General features: G+C 45.5%; 12 protein-coding genes. 1 reads left to right on the top strand and 11 read right to left on the bottom strand.

Going from position 1 to position 16029, the window contains the following annotated elements; translation table 11 throughout:
* Nucleotides 1–8: 8 nt before the first annotated feature.
* The 10 genes from cydB to sdhC form a co-directional block, all read right to left on the bottom strand.
* On the bottom strand, nucleotides 9–1148 hold the full coding sequence (gene cydB / locus PXH59_RS08815) for a cytochrome d ubiquinol oxidase subunit II (RefSeq protein WP_047770296.1): 1140 nt from the start codon (nucleotides 1146–1148) through the stop codon (nucleotides 9–11).
* 14 nt (nucleotides 1149–1162) lie between these two features.
* Nucleotides 1163–2734, bottom strand: a complete 1572-nt coding sequence (gene cydA / locus PXH59_RS08820; RefSeq protein ID WP_285811358.1) for a cytochrome ubiquinol oxidase subunit I — start codon at nucleotides 2732–2734, stop codon at nucleotides 1163–1165.
* Between the two features lie 644 nt (nucleotides 2735–3378).
* Entirely contained in the window at nucleotides 3379–4248 is an 870-nt protein-coding gene (gene sucD, locus PXH59_RS08825) for a succinate--CoA ligase subunit alpha (RefSeq protein ID WP_047770300.1), read from the bottom strand.
* Nucleotides 4248–5414 (bottom strand): ADP-forming succinate--CoA ligase subunit beta, encoded by a 1167-nt coding sequence (gene sucC, locus PXH59_RS08830; RefSeq protein WP_047770301.1) that lies wholly within the window; start codon nucleotides 5412–5414, stop codon nucleotides 4248–4250. Before sucC ends, sucD begins: the two co-directional genes overlap by 1 nt.
* 159 nt (nucleotides 5415–5573) lie before the next feature.
* Entirely contained in the window at nucleotides 5574–6785 is a 1212-nt protein-coding gene (gene odhB, locus PXH59_RS08835) for a 2-oxoglutarate dehydrogenase complex dihydrolipoyllysine-residue succinyltransferase (RefSeq protein WP_047770302.1), read from the bottom strand.
* 14 nt (nucleotides 6786–6799) lie between these two features.
* A complete protein-coding gene (gene sucA / locus PXH59_RS08840) occupies nucleotides 6800–9607 on the bottom strand; it encodes a 2-oxoglutarate dehydrogenase E1 component (protein WP_047770303.1) in 2808 nt (935 codons plus the stop codon).
* 335 nt (nucleotides 9608–9942) lie between these two features.
* Complete coding sequence (locus PXH59_RS08845; RefSeq protein ID WP_047770304.1) at nucleotides 9943–10659, bottom strand: succinate dehydrogenase iron-sulfur subunit; 717 nt, start codon at nucleotides 10657–10659, stop codon at nucleotides 9943–9945.
* Nucleotides 10660–10696: 37 nt separating this feature from the next.
* Nucleotides 10697–12463: a succinate dehydrogenase flavoprotein subunit gene (gene sdhA, locus PXH59_RS08850; protein WP_285811364.1), complete on the bottom strand. Its 1767-nt coding sequence runs from the start codon at nucleotides 12461–12463 to the stop codon at nucleotides 10697–10699.
* A complete protein-coding gene (sdhD, locus tag PXH59_RS08855) occupies nucleotides 12464–12811 on the bottom strand; it encodes a succinate dehydrogenase membrane anchor subunit (RefSeq protein WP_047770308.1) in 348 nt (115 codons plus the stop codon). It lies immediately after the preceding gene.
* Nucleotides 12805–13194, bottom strand: a complete 390-nt coding sequence (gene sdhC, locus PXH59_RS08860; RefSeq protein WP_047770311.1) for a succinate dehydrogenase cytochrome b556 subunit — start codon at nucleotides 13192–13194, stop codon at nucleotides 12805–12807. Before sdhC ends, sdhD begins: the two co-directional genes overlap by 7 nt.
* Before the next feature lie 621 nt (nucleotides 13195–13815).
* Between sdhC and PXH59_RS08865 the strand changes: the two genes are divergently transcribed.
* A complete protein-coding gene (locus PXH59_RS08865; RefSeq protein ID WP_047770313.1) occupies nucleotides 13816–15102 on the top strand; it encodes a citrate synthase in 1287 nt (428 codons plus the stop codon).
* Between the two features lie 107 nt (nucleotides 15103–15209).
* Here PXH59_RS08865 and PXH59_RS08870 read toward each other — a convergent pair whose 3' ends face one another.
* Nucleotides 15210–15983, bottom strand: coding sequence for an AraC family transcriptional regulator (locus tag PXH59_RS08870; RefSeq protein ID WP_285811366.1), 774 nt, complete (start codon nucleotides 15981–15983; stop codon nucleotides 15210–15212).
* Nucleotides 15984–16029 lie beyond the last annotated feature (46 nt).

Genomic DNA, 16029 nt, shown 5'->3' on the forward strand with positions numbered 1-16029 from the left:
TATGCTCCTTAGTACAGTGAGTGTTTGTTGTTATCAATGTAGTTCTTATCCAAACGCCCGAAGGTTTTGTAATAACACCAAATGGTGTAAGACAGAACAATAGGAACGAAGATAAGTGCAACAACGAACATAATTTGCAACGTCCACTGACTGGATGTCGCATCCCACATAGTCAGGCTGACATTCGGGTCAATGCTTGACGGCATCACGAACGGGAACATAGCAATCCCTGAAGTCAGGATAATGCAAGCCACTGTCAGTGATGAAAACAAGAATGCCCAGGCACCTTTATTCATCCAGGTAGCCAGCATAGTCAGCAAAGGAAGAAGCACACCCAGCACAGGTATTGCCCACAGAATCGGATAGTGATTGAAGTTGATCAGCCATGCACCAGCCTGCTGGATAACTTCTTTATGTAACGGATTCGATGCGCCATTCACATCCAGCCCACCCGTGACAACATAACCATCAATGCCATAAATCAGCCATATCCCAGCCAACAGGAATGCAATTGCCGTTATCGCTGCACAAACATGGGTTGCGGTACGGGAACGCAGGTGCAGCTCGCCTGTTGTACGCATTTGCAGATACGTTGCGCCTTGCGTCACAATCATCATCAGGCTAATCACCCCAGCCAGCAAGCCGTAGGGATTCAGCAATCCAAAGAATGAACCTTCATAGGAGACACGCAGGTAAGAATCAACCGCCAGCGGTACGCCTTGCAGCAAGTTACCAAATGCCACCCCGATAACCAATGCAGGTACGAAGCTACCAATAGTCAGCCCCCAATCCCACATATTACGCCATTTTCTGTTTTCCAGTTTCGAACGGTAATCAAAGCCAACCGGACGGAAAAACAGGGCTGCCAAGACCAGAATCATTGCCACATAGAAACCAGAGAAAGCGGCGGCATATACCATCGGCCATGCGGCAAACAGGGCACCACCCGCAGTAATTAACCAAACCTGGTTACCATCCCAGTGCGGGGCAACTGAGTTAATCATGATACGGCGTTCAGTATCATTTTTACCAATGATCCGCAGCAGGACACCTACTCCCATATCGAAACCATCAGTCACTGTGAAACCGATCAGTAACACACCAATCAGCAGCCACCATATAAATCGTAATACATCATAATCAAGCATAAGTGGACTCCTGCTTACTCAATATTATTCGCTGAAGACGCGGTTTTTTGTTCAAAATGGTAACGACCGGTCTTAAGGCTGCTTGGGCCAAGACGGGCAAATTTGAACATCAAGAACATCTCTGCGATCAAGAACAAAGTGTACAGACCACAAATCAGCACCATTGAGAAAATCAGATCGCCGACACTGCGTGTTGACGCCGCGACAGCCGTTGGCAACACTTCACCAATCGCCCACGGCTGACGGCCATATTCTGCGACAAACCAACCGGCCTCAACGGCAATCCAGGGCAATGGAATGCTGAACAGTGCAGCACGCAGCAGCCACTTATGTTGACCGATACGGTTACGGAGAACGCTCAGGAACGACAGACCGATAACCAGCAGCATAATAAAGCCCGCAGCAACCATGATACGGAATGCAAAGTAGAGCGGTGCTACGCGTGGGATAGAGTCTTTCGCCGCGGCTTTAATTTGCACTTCTGTTGCATCAGTTACGTTTTGGGTATAACGCTTTACGAGCATGCCATAGCCGAGATCTTTCTTACTTTCATTGAATGCACTGCGAACACTTGGATCAACATTACCTGCACGCAGTTCTTCCAGTAATTGATAGGCCTTAATACCGTTACGGATACGCTGCTCATGCTGGCTCATCAAATCACGCAGACCAACGACCGGTGTATCTGTAGAGCGGGTAGCAATCAGACCTAAAACGTAAGGAATTTGGATGGAATATTTATTTTCCATTTTGTCCTGATCAGGAAGGCCAATCAACGTGAATGAAGCCGGAGGTGGCTGGGTTTCCCACTCTGCTTCAATAGCTGCCAATTTGGTTTTCTGCACGTCCCCCATTTCATATCCAGATTCATCACCCAGAACAATGACGGACAGTACCGCAGCCATACCAAAACTTGCTGCAATAGCAAAAGAACGTTTGGCAAACCCTAAGTCGCGCCCTTTGAGCAGATAGTAAGAACTGATACCCAGTACAAAAACGGCACCTGTGACATAACCGGCTGCAACAGTGTGAACAAATTTCACCTGAGCAACTGGGTTAAGTACCAGTTCGCTGAAGCTCACCATTTCCATGCGCATGGTTTCGAAGTTAAAGTCAGACGCAATCGGGTTTTGCATCCAACCATTCGCAATCAGAATCCACAATGCAGAGAAGTTAGAGCCTAATGCAACCAGCCAGGTAACCGCCAAGTGTTGTTTCTTACTCAATCGATCCCACCCGAAGAAAAACAGACCAACGAATGTGGATTCGAGGAAGAATGCCATCAGACCTTCGATGGCCAGAGGCGCACCGAAAATATCACCAACATAATGTGAGAAATATGACCAGTTGGTTCCGAACTGGAACTCCATGGTCAAGCCCGTTGCGACACCCAAGGCAAAGTTAATACCAAATAACTTACCCCAGAATTTTGTCATATCTTTATAGATTTGTTTGCCAGAAAGGACATATACCGTTTCCATGATCGCAAGCAAAAACGCCATACCAAGCGTTAATGGGACGAACAGAAAATGGTACATAGCAGTTAAGGCAAACTGTAATCGTGACAGTTCGACAATATCAAACATCTTGACTCCTTGCTCCTAGCAGGAAGACACCGACTTGCGGCAACCCGACTTCGTAAAACGAAAGTCTCGTAACTACCAGCAATAAATGCCTCAAACACAACAATGAATTATTACAAAATCAAAAAATCAATAGATACCACAATGATATTACGCCTATATTCACATACAATAAATATCTTTTACGTGACTCAGCTTAGAATTCTGAATATAGATCAACAATATCATACATTCTCAGATTAATACCTATATATACTAGATCAATTTAATCAAGTTTAGCGAATACAATCCATAGTAATAAATTGATTTTAGTCAATTTTTTCTTATTTTGTTAATCTTTACAGCTATTATTTCATTATGGTTTACTTGATGTTAATAAGTTGTTATTTGCAATGGACTGTAATTTATTTTTTGCTGTAAAATGCATTAGAAAATTAACTTTTCCTTTTCATTCTTTAAAGAATATATTTTTTCGATATTTCCAATTTAATTAATAAAATAAATAGATTTTACTAAAATCCAGTTCAATTAAATTGAAAAACAACTGATCTTATAAATGAACTAACCTATTGTTAATATTATAAAATAAAATAAAAGGCTACCCTAAAGTAGCCTTTTTCTATAAAAAAGAGTTTATTTTATGCTGCTTATGCCAATAACGCTTTTACAGCATCGCCAATGTCTGCCAGGCTACGCACCGTCTTCACACCTGCAGCTTCCAGAGCAGCAAATTTCTCGTCTGCTGTCCCTTTACCCCCTGCGATAATCGCTCCGGCATGGCCCATCCGCTTACCTTTCGGTGCAGTTACACCCGCAATATAAGCAACAACCGGTTTAGTCACATGTTCTTTGATATAAGCCGCAGCTTCTTCTTCGGCTGTACCACCAATTTCACCAATCATGACAATCGCTTCTGTCTGTGGATCTTGCTGGAACAGTTGCAGAATATCAATGAAGTTCGAACCCGGGATCGGGTCACCACCGATACCAACACAGGTAGATTGCCCTAAACCAGCATCTGTGGTCTGTTTAACCGCTTCATAAGTCAGTGTGCCTGAACGGGAAACAATGCCCACTTTACCTGACTTATGAATATGACCAGGCATAATGCCAATCTTACACTCATCAGGTGTAATGACACCCGGACAGTTAGGACCAATCATACGAACACCAGCTTGATCCAGTTTTTCCTTAACGGTCAACATATCGAGTGTTGGGATGCCTTCTGTAATAGTGATGATCAGTTCAATCCCCGCATCAATCGCTTCCAAAATGGAGTCTTTACAGAATGGGGCCGGAACGTAAATTACAGAAGCGGTTGCCCCCGTGGCTTCAACGGCTTCACGTACGGTGTTGAATACAGGTAATCCTAAATGCTCAGTGCCACCTTTACCCGGTGTTACGCCACCCACCATTTGAGTACCGTAGGCTATCGCCTGTTCGGAGTGAAAAGTACCCTGGCTACCAGTAAAACCCTGACAAATCACTTTGGTGTTTTTATCGATTAAAATAGACATTATTTATTCTCCGCTGCTGCGACTGCCTGTTTAGCTGCGTCTGTCAAACTGGTCGCTGCAATGATGTTCAAACCGCTATCCGCCAGTTTTTTAGCACCCAGTTCAGCATTGTTTCCTTCCAGACGAACGACTACTGGTACGTTAACTCCCACTTCTTCCACCGCACCAATAATGCCGTCAGCGATCAAATCACAGCGAACGATACCACCAAAGATATTAACTAAAACGGCCTTAACATTTTCATCTGACAAGATGATCTTGAATGCTTCGGTAACACGCTCTTTTGTTGCACCACCACCTACATCAAGGAAATTTGCCGGTGCACCACCGTGCAGTTTGACTATGTCCATCGTTCCCATTGCCAGACCTGCACCATTCACCATACAACCAATATTGCCATCCAGTGCAACATAGTTCAGTTCCCACTGTGCAGCCTGAGCTTCACGCAGATCTTCCTGTGAAGGATCGTGCATTTCACGCAGTTCAGCCTGACGGAACATCGCATTACCATCAGCGCTCAATTTTCCATCCAAACAAACCAGATCACCTTGCGTTGTGATCACCAGAGGGTTGATTTCAACTAATGCCAAATCACGCTCTAAGAACAGGTTAGCCAATCCCAAGAAAATCTTGGTGAATTGACCAACTTGTTTACCCGTCAAACCAAGTTTGAATGCCAATTCACGGCCTTGATACGGCATAGGGCCAGAGAGTGGGTCGATAATGGCTTTATGAATGAGTTCGGGCGTTTCTTCCGCCACTTTTTCTATTTCGACGCCACCTTCAGTAGAAGCCATGAACACTACACGTCGTGTACCGCGGTCAACAACAGCCCCGAGATACAGCTCCTTGGCAATATCAGTTGCCCCTTCCACCAAGATCTGATGAACAGGTTGCCCCTGCGCATCTGTCTGGTAAGTTACCAGTCGTTTACCCAGCCATTGTTCAGCAAAAGTGCGGATATCTTCCTTACTGTTGACGACTTTCACGCCACCAGCCTTACCGCGGCCACCTGCATGAACCTGACATTTAACGACCCAAGGGCCTGAACCAATCTTGGATGCTGCTTCTTCTGCTTCGCGCGGTGTGGTACAAGCATAGCCAGCAGGTGCTGGTAAACCATACCGTGCAAAAAGTTGTTTTGCCTGATACTCGTGTAAATTCATGATGTTCTATCCATAATTTAATTTAAGAAAGGTAAATTACCTTCTATTTTGTTGCTCTGGATATGACCAGCCCCAAGGGGGCTGGCCTGCATATATTTTTACATCAGCGTCGTACTACTTCAGACTTGGCGGAGTTAACACTCTCCGCCGATAGTGATGCTATACATCCAGCAACAAACGTGTTGGATCTTCCAGCATTTCTTTGATGGTCACCAGGAAGCCGACTGACTCACGACCGTCAATCAGACGGTGGTCATAGGACAGTGCCAGGTACATCATCGGAAGGATCTCAACCTGACCATTTACTGCCATTGGACGATCTTTAATGGCATGCATACCAAGGATCGCGCTTTGTGGTGGGTTAATGATCGGGGTGGACATCAGGGAACCGAAAACACCACCGTTGGTAATGGTGAAATTACCGCCTGTGAGTTCTTCAACCGTCAGTTTACCGTCGCGGCCTTTGATAGCCAGCTCTTTGATGCTTTTCTCAATGTCAGCCATGTTCAATGCATCTGCATCGCGCAATACGGGTGTAACCAGACCACGTGGTGTAGATACAGCAATACTGATATCAAAATAGTTATGGTAAACCACATCTGTGCCATCAATGGAAGCGTTCACTTCTGGATAGCGTTTCAACGCTTCAACAACCGCTTTCACATAGAAAGACATGAAGCCCAGACGTACACCATGGCGTTTTTCAAATGCATCGCCATATTGCTTGCGCAATTCCTGAATTGGCTTCATGTTGACTTCATTGAAAGTCGTCAGCATTGCCGTATTGTTCTTCGCTTCAAGCAAACGTTCTGCAACACGCTTACGCAAACGCGTCATTGGAACACGTTTTTCACTGCGGTGTGGCAATAAGGATGGCTGTTCAGCAGATGCAGCAGGCTTATCACTCTCTTTTTTATTCGCAGCGACATATTTTTCGATATCTTCACGGACAATGCGGCCACCAACGCCACTGCCTTTAATGGCAGCAGGATCTAAATCATGCTCTGCAATCAGACGACGAACAGCAGGGCTTAGTGCATCGTTGCTTTCTTCTTCCAAAGATGCAGTCTGACGCTGCGCTGGCGTTGCCTCTGTTTTGGCTTTAACTTCGGCAGGTATCCCCGTGCTGTCACCTAAACGGATACGACCTAACAGTTGTTTGGACAGAACAGTGGCGCCCTCTTCTTCCAAAATGGCTTCCAAAACACCTGCTTCACTTGCTGGCACTTCCAGAACAACTTTATCCGTTTCAATCTCAACCAGCACTTCATCACGCTCTATGGTGTCACCGGGTTTTTTATGCCACGTTGCCACAGTGGCATCTGCAACAGATTCAGGAAGGTCTGGAACCAGAATTTCTACGCTACTCATTTTCTATCCTTAATTTATTCAACGTTCAGTGCGTCATTAACCAGTGCTTGCTGTTGCTGCTGGTGAACAGACGGATATCCCACCGCCGGGGAAGCAGATGCCGGACGACCTGCATAACGTAAAGACGCCCCAAATGGGATCGCTTCACGGAAATTATGTTGACTGCAATACCAAGCCCCTTGGTTCAGCGGCTCTTCCTGACACCAGACGAAATCATGAACATGGGCATACTGCTCAAGTTGAGCTTGCAGCTGCTGACGAGGGAATGGATACAGCTGTTCAATACGCACAATAGCAACATCGGTCTGTTCATTCTTACGACGCTGTTCCAGCAGATCGTAATAAATTTTGCCGGAACAAAGCACAACGCGCTTGATACCTTTTGGATCCAAAGCGTCAATTTCACCAATGACTGGCTCAAATTTACCATTCGCTAATTCATCCAGAGTAGACACTGCCAGTGGATGACGCAGTAACGATTTCGGTGACATAACGATGAGCGGACGGCGCATACCACGCAGAGCCTGACGACGCAGCATGTGATAAACCTGAGCGGGAGTCGATGGTACGCAAACCTGCATGTTTTGTTCAGCACACAGTTGCAGATAACGTTCCAGACGTGCCGATGAGTGCTCTGGTCCCTGCCCTTCATAACCATGTGGCAGCAGCATAACCAAGCCACACATACGGCCCCATTTCTGTTCACCAGAGCTGATAAATTGGTCAATCACAACCTGAGCCACGTTGGCAAAGTCACCAAATTGGGCTTCCCAAATCGTCAGGACACGAGGTTCAGTGGTTGCATAACCGTATTCAAATGCCAGTACAGCTTCTTCTGAAAGGACAGAATCCCATACATTAAATACACCCTGTCCATTGTGGACATTCGCCAAAGGGACATAAACAGAAGCATTGTTTTGGTTATGAATAACAGCATGACGGTGGAAGAAAGTACCACGTCCCGCATCTTCACCAGAGATACGGACCGGAATGCCTTCATCAACCAAGGTCGCGTAAGCCAGTGTTTCCGCAGCCCCCCAGTCAAACAACTTATTGCCATTCGCCATTTCTGCACGGTCGCCATAGATTTTCGCAACACGTGAGTGCATTACCACTTCGGCAGGAACAGTACTGATGCTTTTGCCAAGATCTTGCAGACGTTTCATATCCATCTTATGTGGATACTCTTCATCCCATTCGTGGTTCAGGTAGGGTTCCCATGTGAATGAGTGCAGCCCCATTGGACGCCATTCATCGACAACACATTCACCATGATCCAGTGCATCACGATACAGATTCACCATCTCAGTCACGTCATTGGCTTCCAGCAAACCTTCCGCGACCAGCTTATCTGCGTAGATTTTACGTGCTGTTGGTTGTTTTTTGATTTGCTGGTACATCAGTGGCTGAGTTGCACTTGGCTCATCAGCTTCGTTATGACCGTGGCGACGGTAACAGACCAGATCGATCATAACATCACTTTTGAAGGTATTACGGAAGTCAAGCGCCAGACGTGTGACGAATGCAACAGCTTCCGGATCATCTGCATTAACGTGGAAAATCGGGGCCTGAACCATTTTCACAATATCAGTACAATATTGTGTTGAACGGGCGTCTTTCGGGTTAGAAGTGGTGAAGCCGATCTGGTTGTTCACTACGATACGAACCGTACCGCCAACTTCATAACCGCGCGCCTGAGACATGTTCAACGTTTCCTGCACAATCCCCTGCCCTATGACTGCGGCATCACCGTGGATAGTCACAGGCAGAACCATATTACTGCGACCTTCATCAAGACGATCACGGCGGGCACGTACAGAGCCGATAACAACAGGGCTGACAATCTCAAGGTGAGAGGGGTTAAAGGCCAGAGCCAAATGCACCAAACCACCTTCGGTTTCAAAATCAGACGAAAAACCTTGATGGTATTTTACGTCGCCAGTGCCCAGATGCTCTTTGTGTTTACCCGCAAATTCGTCGAACAGATCTACCGGTTTTTTACCCAAGAGATTGACCAACACGTTAAGGCGACCACGATGAGCCATTCCCAAGACCACTTCACGGGTACTTTGTTTACCTGCGTGACGGATCAGCTCTTTTAACATAGGGATAAGTGCGTCGCCACCTTCCAGAGAGAAACGTTTCGCCCCTGGGAATTTAGCACCTAAATAGCGTTCCAAACCTTCTGCGGATGTTAATTCTTTCAGGAAACGACGCTTTTCTTCTGCACTAAACTGTGAACTTACTGCCACTGACTCCAGACGTTGCTGGATCCAACGTTTTTCTTCCGTATTGGTGATATGCATATATTCCGCACCAATTGAACCGCAATAAATGCGTTTCAGTGCGTCATACAGATCAGCCAATTTCATGGTTTCTTTACCAATGGCAAAAGAACCAACATTAAACGTTTCTTCAAAATCCGCTTTTGTTAAATTATGGAAAGCAGGATCAATATCAGGTACAGGTTCCTGTTTCCATAATCCCAATGGATCAAGGTTTGCATGTTGGTGTCCGCGGAAGCGGAATGCATTGATGAGCTGCAAAACTTTGACTTGTTTTGCATCCATTGCTGGATCGCTGACTGAAGTGTGATAACGTGTGGCATCTTTTGCCAGACGACGGAAATAATCGCGTGTCTGTGAGTGAAGTTGCTCGCCGCTAAGTCCTGCTTCCGGTAATTGTTGGAAAATTTCTCTCCAACTTTCATCAACAGAATGAGGATCGGTTATATAGTCTTCATAGATTTGCTCTATATAAGACTGGTTTGCACCAGCCAGAAAGCTTGAGTCCAGCCAGTCCTTCATTGCGCCGTTCTGCATTGTGATCCCTTAAGCTTTAAAAGCTTTAGTTTTCGCCGTGGTTAACAAATACCGCTTAATTAGCGGTGTTGATAAAAGGTTCATTTGGACGTGCTTAATGCATGTTCTTCTATGGGTTTTCCTACCCTTCAAGGAACCTTTAAAAACCGAATATCAGTTTTTAAAGATCCCTTTATTTAGAAACATACTTCGTCTTTAGCAGCAGGCAATTTATCATTTTTCATTCTTTAATGCCCTCCACTGATTTGATATTTATTTCAAAATTGTGGAGGGCAACATTATATGCACTATTTACACACTATTTATGTGTTATTTATACACAAATTTTTATTTTGCTATGCGCTATGTTTCAGCAACATAGATTTAATATGACCAATCGCTTTTGTCGGATTCAATCCCTTAGGACATACGTTGACGCAATTCATAATGCCGTGGCAACGGAAAACACTGAATGCATCATTCAGGTTATCCAATCGTGAACTTGTTTCAGTATCACGGCTATCAATCAGGAAACGGTATGCCGCTAAAAGACCGGCTGGGCCGATAAATTTATCTGGATTCCACCAGAATGATGGGCAAGACGTTGAGCAACAGGCACATAAGATACATTCATACAAACCATCCAGCTTTTCACGCTGTACTGGTGATTGCAGGTGCTCACGCGCGGGTGGATTTTTGCCATCATTAATCAGATAAGGGCGGATTTTCTCATACTGCGCGTAGAACTGCCCCATATCAACAACCAAATCACGAACTACAGGCAAACCAGGCAATGGGCGAATAACAATTTTTTTATTGCCACGACGCAATGCTGAAATGGATGTAATACATGCCAAGCCGTTTTTACCGTTCATATTCACGCCATCAGAGCCACAAACCCCTTCACGGCAAGAACGGCGGAATGACAAGGTTGGATCTTGCTCTTTTAGCTGGATGAGCGCATCCAGCAGCATCATATCGCGCCCTTCCTCTGCTTCCAATGTGTAGTCCTGCATACGAGGCACATCATCGACATCTGGATTATAACGATAAATGGAAAATTCAAGTTTCATAATCTATTTCTCCGCAACTGGAACATCAGCAATGCAATTAGTAAGAACGCACTTTCGGCGGGAATGCTTCACGCAGCGTTGGCTGCATATTCACTTCACGACGAGTCATGCTCTCAGTTTGCGGTAAGTACAGGCTATGGCACAGCCAGTTAGCATCATCACGCTCTGGATAGTCAAAGCGGCTATGGGCACCACGACTTTCTGTACGGAAGTTCGCAGCAACCGCAGTTGAATAAGCTGTTTCCATCAGGTTATCCAATTCCAAACATTCAATACGTTGGGTATTGAATTCTGATGAAGTATCATCCAGACGCGCATTTTTCAGACGTTCGCGGATCACTTTCAGCTCTTCCAGACCTCTTGCCATCGCATCACCTTCACGGAATACCGAGAAATTATGCTGCATACAAGCTTGCAATGCTTTGCGGATTTCTACTGGATCTTCACCTGAGCGGGTATTATTCCAACGGTTCAGACGTTGAAGAGCTGCATCGACATCAGATTCGCTGGCATCACGGCTCGTACCCTGCTCCATCAGGCATTCTTTCAAATGTAAGCCTGCGGAACGACCAAATACCACCAGGTCAAGCAGTGAGTTCCCCCCCAGGCGGTTCGCGCCGTGAACAGATACGCAAGCAATTTCACCCACAGCAAACAGGCCAGGGATTACCACATCTTCGCCTTTTTCATTGACTGTCAGCGCCTGACCCGTAATCTTAGTGGGAATCCCCCCCATCATATAGTGACAGGTTGGGATAACAGGGATCGGCTCTTTTACTGGATCGACATGGGCGAAAGTACGGGATAATTCAAGGATACCTGGCAGGCGGGATTCCAACACGTCTTTACCCAGATGATCCAGTTTCAGTTTGACATGCGGACCCCATGGGCCTTCACAGCCGCGGCCTTCACGGATTTCGATCATCATAGAACGTGCGACTACATCACGACCAGCAAGGTCTTTAGCATTTGGCGCATAACGCTCCATAAAGCGTTCACCATCTTTATTTAGCAGGTAACCACCTTCACCACGACAACCTTCTGTAACCAGAACCCCCGCGCCAGCAATACCCGTTGGGTGGAATTGCCACATTTCCATATCCTGAACAGGCACACCTGCACGCAACGCCATCCCCACACCATCACCGGTGTTGATATGCGCATTAGTTGTGGATTGGAAAATACGACCGGCCCCCCCCGTTGCCAGAATAGTCGCCTTCGCTTTGAAATAGACCACTTCACCCGTTTCGATACAAATCGCGGTACAACCGACAACGGCACCATCCTGATTTTTAACCAAATCTAGCGAGTACCATTCAGAGAAAATAGTCGTGTGGTTTTTTAAATTCTGCTGATACAGAGTATGCAATAAGGCGTGACCGGTTCGGTCGGCAGCAGCGGCAGTACGAGCGGCCTGCTCACCACCAAAATTTCTGGATTGCCCACCAAATGGGCGTTGGTAAATACGGCCATCATCCAGACGGGAAAATGGCAACCCCATGTGCTCCAGTTCCAAAATAGCTTCTGGGCCAGTCTTACACATATACTCAATGGCATCCTGGTCACCAATATAATCGGAGCCTTTCACCGTATCATACATGTGCCATTCCCAGTTATCGTCATGGGTATTGCCCAAAGCAACTGTGATCCCACCCTGTGCTGAAACTGTGTGGGAACGGGTTGGGAATACCTTGGAAATCAACGCACAAGATAAACCCATTTGTGAAATTTGCAGTGCCGCACGCATACCTGCGCCACCAGCACCAATCACGACAGCGTCAAACTCTCTTACCGGTAGTTTCATTTATGCACCCCACACCACAATTGTTCCGTAAATCAAATAAGTTAACAGCGCTACGATAATCACCAGTTGCAAAACCAGACGCAGTGCGAGCGGTTTGACATAATCTGTCAGTACCTGCCACATTCCAATCCACGCATGAACCAGAATGGAAAGCAGAGTCAACACGGTGAATACTTTAGTGAGGGATGAAGAAAAGAAACCTCGCCAGACTTCATAGGTAATATCCGATGTTGTTGCGACAAAACCGACGAGATAGAGGACATACAAAACAATAATAATTGCGGATGCGCGCAATAGCAGCCAATCCTGAATACCTGTACGACCCAAAGCGGATGCGTTGCTTACCATAATAACACCCCAGCCAGAATAGACAGAATAACCGCGATTGCTATTGCTACTTTGGCAGATGCACTACCGGTAGCGAGATTTTCTTCCAGGAAACCAAAATCCATCAACACATGGCGAATACCTCCACTGATGTGGTAAGCCAGCGCCGTCAATATCCCCCACAGGATAAATTTGGCGAAGAAGCCAGTCATGATTTCAGATGCTTGCAGGAAGCCTTCTTGCGACGACAGAGACATCCCCAATAACCACAGTAGAATGCCAACTGCGATAAAGGTAATGACGCCTGAGATACGGTGCAAGATCGACGCTATCGCGGAGACGGGTTGGTTAATCGTCCGCAGATCAAGGTTGACAGGTCTTTGTTTTTTCACAATTTTGCCCACAAAGCTTTTTTTTATTTTCCATCCTCCGGTCCTGGGCGGGAATCAGACAGCGCGAAGAGGATACAAAGACACAACATAATTAACTTAAACAATCCCTACTGTTCATCAAAAGTTGTGATTTGGTTACGCTGGGTGCTCCTGCATCAGGATAATCCGGAGACCTCACGGAAGTATAAGTACTTCACATTGTTATTACAATTGCCACACAATATGATTATTAACATTTAGCTTGAACAGTGAGAAAGATCACGCTTCAAACATTTTTCATAAAACCAACAATCTTGTTTGACAAAGATTAAACATTTATCTTACATATATGTCGTTATATATTATTTGCCATCATTTTAGATGCAAAATTAATCTTAACGAAAAATAAAAGTTATGTAGAAGTATCATATAAGCACAAAATGATAACATTTTATGTCAATAATACTTTAAACATAACTTCCAAAAACTTTTTAACAACCTGAAAACCATTGTCGTCCGTAATGAGATTTCAGCGTTAAATGTGATACCAGCCTGATGTTAAATTCTCTCCGGTAGCACAATGCCTTCGGCACAGTATAAATTGCGCCTATCTGGTTGTTAGGGGTTATAAAAATAAGCGCTAAGGAGATATAAATGGCTGATAAAAAGGCTACGTTGAACATAAATGGTTCAGCTGCTATCGAACTAGACGTACTAACGCCGACCCTAGGTTCTGAAGTGATTGACGTTCGTACCCTCGGCTCAAAAGGCTTCTATACTTATGACCCAGGTTTTACTTCCACTGCCTCCTGTGAGTCGAAAATCACCTATATTGATGGCAATGAAGGCATTTTGCTACACCGTGGTTTTCCCATCGATCAGCTTGCAACGGAATCGACCTACCTGGAAGTCTGTTACATTCTGCTATATGGCGAACCCCCTACTCCCGAAGAATACGAAAAATTTAAAACTACGGTGACTCGCCATACTATGATCCATGAACAGATCACCCGTCTGTTCCATGGTTTCCGCCGTGATTCCCATCCGATGGCTGTACTTTGTGGTGTTACAGGCGCACTGGCGGCCTTCTATCATGATGCTCTGGATGTCCATAATCCTCGCCACCGTGAAATCACGGCTTACCGCCTGCTGTCCAAAATGCCAACTGTTGCGGCAATGTGTTACAAATATTCCCTTGGACAACCTTTCGTTTATCCACGCAACGATCTGTCTTATGCTGCTAACTTCCTGCACATGATGTTCTCAACACCGTGTGAGGAATATAAAGTTAATCCAGTATTAGAACGCGCTATGGATCGCATTTTCATTCTGCATGCAGATCATGAACAAAATGCGTCAACGTCAACAGTACGTACTGCGGGTTCTTCTGGTGCCAACCCATTTGCTTGTATCGCTGCGGGTATTGCATCCCTGTGGGGACCAGCACATGGTGGAGCAAATGAAGCCTGCTTACGGATGCTGGAAGAGATCCAAACAGTCGAACACATTCCTGAATTCATTGCTCGCGCCAAAGACAAAAATGACTCTTTCCGCCTGATGGGCTTTGGTCACCGTGTTTACAAAAACTACGATCCTCGCGCGACAGTGATGCGTGAAACCTGCCATGAAGTACTGAATGAGCTTGGTCTGAATGACAGTCTGCTGGAAGTGGCAATGGAATTAGAACGCATTGCCTTGCATGACCCCTATTTCATTGAGAAAAAACTGTATCCAAACGTTGATTTCTATTCAGGCATTATCCTGAAAGCTATGGGTATTCCGTCGACCATGTTCACCGTGATTTTTGCTATTGCCCGTACGATTGGCTGGATTGCCCACTGGAATGAAATGCACGATGAAGGTTTGAGGATCGCCCGTCCACGCCAGCTTTATACTGGTCACACGCAACGCGATTTCAAGAGTCAGCTGAAAATTAATTGAATCAATAACACTATTCATATCCGGTCAGATTCCGGCATATTTTGAATAGCGTATTTCTGCACCTCTTATGTCAGTTTTTATTCTGATATCAGGGGTGTAGTTTTGTTTTATCTCTTTGAACCCGCCATATATTCCCGTGGCGGTCTCCCCATGATTTTGCGAAAAAATGTCACAAATGCACTATCATTAGCAAAACCGAGTTCCTGTGCAACATAGGATAATGTTTTATTCTGTGCCAATAACTCTATCGCCTTTACCAATCGCCATTGCTGCCGCCACTGTTGATAGTTCATTCCTGTCTCACGCTGAAATATCCGGGTAATGGTTTTCTCACTGGCGCCAATATAAGTAGCCAGTATGTGTAATGGTGATGGCAATTGATCAAATGACAAATGGGCTAAACGCCGATCAAAAGGTAGCGGCAATAAGGTGGGTTCCCTACGTGCCTCACGGATCTCATCAAAAAATAGTGCTAACAAATTTGCTCCTTTTCCCTGATACCAATCAGAATCCAAAGAAGATGTCGCTATACGCTCCAAAAGGGCCTGTAATAGTGGCGTGGCTTCTAATACTTCACTTTGCGTCGAAACAGAGAATGCCAAGTAACTAGAATTTAAATAAATAGAACGATAACCTACCGAGCCATGCATTTCTGCCCGATGTCGTATCCTGGGGGGTATCCATGCCACTCTGGTTGGAGGCAGAACAGACATTTGGTTTGCCAGTGTGATCTTGATACAGCCCCGCTGGGTAAACAGCAATTGCCCCATATCATGTTGATGAAAACCAGAATCGTGTTGCCCCATCTCTGCTGCGATCCCGATCACAGGCATATCCAAGCTATCAGGATCAAAATAATCACTTTGTTGCAACCACGCCATGTTGATTCCTTCTGATTTAATGTCCGATTACATAAACAAATAGTCT

The sequence above is a fragment of the Xenorhabdus bakwenae genome, assembly GCF_030272115.1.
GTDB classification, from domain to species: Bacteria; Pseudomonadota; Gammaproteobacteria; order Enterobacterales; family Enterobacteriaceae; genus Xenorhabdus; species Xenorhabdus bakwenae.

What these genes read in the sequence shown, in the direction of transcription:
- sucD (WP_047770300.1), bottom strand. Translation starts at nt 4,248, where the DNA reads ATGTCTATTTTAATCGATAAAAACACCAAAGTGATTTGTCAGGGTTTT.
- cydB (WP_047770296.1), bottom strand. Translation starts at nt 1,148, where the DNA reads ATGCTTGATTATGATGTATTACGATTTATATGGTGGCTGCTGATTGGT.
- PXH59_RS08870 (WP_285811366.1), bottom strand. Translation starts at nt 15,983, where the DNA reads ATGGCGTGGTTGCAACAAAGTGATTATTTTGATCCTGATAGCTTGGAT.
- sucC (WP_047770301.1), bottom strand. Translation starts at nt 5,414, where the DNA reads ATGAATTTACACGAGTATCAGGCAAAACAACTTTTTGCACGGTATGGT.
- PXH59_RS08865 (WP_047770313.1), top strand. Translation starts at nt 13,816, where the DNA reads ATGGCTGATAAAAAGGCTACGTTGAACATAAATGGTTCAGCTGCTATC.
- sucA (WP_047770303.1), bottom strand. Translation starts at nt 9,607, where the DNA reads ATGCAGAACGGCGCAATGAAGGACTGGCTGGACTCAAGCTTTCTGGCT.
- PXH59_RS08845 (WP_047770304.1), bottom strand. Translation starts at nt 10,659, where the DNA reads ATGAAACTTGAATTTTCCATTTATCGTTATAATCCAGATGTCGATGAT.
- odhB (WP_047770302.1), bottom strand. Translation starts at nt 6,785, where the DNA reads ATGAGTAGCGTAGAAATTCTGGTTCCAGACCTTCCTGAATCTGTTGCA.
- cydA (WP_285811358.1), bottom strand. Translation starts at nt 2,734, where the DNA reads ATGTTTGATATTGTCGAACTGTCACGATTACAGTTTGCCTTAACTGCT.
- sdhD (WP_047770308.1), bottom strand. Translation starts at nt 12,811, where the DNA reads ATGGTAAGCAACGCATCCGCTTTGGGTCGTACAGGTATTCAGGATTGG.
- sdhA (WP_285811364.1), bottom strand. Translation starts at nt 12,463, where the DNA reads ATGAAACTACCGGTAAGAGAGTTTGACGCTGTCGTGATTGGTGCTGGT.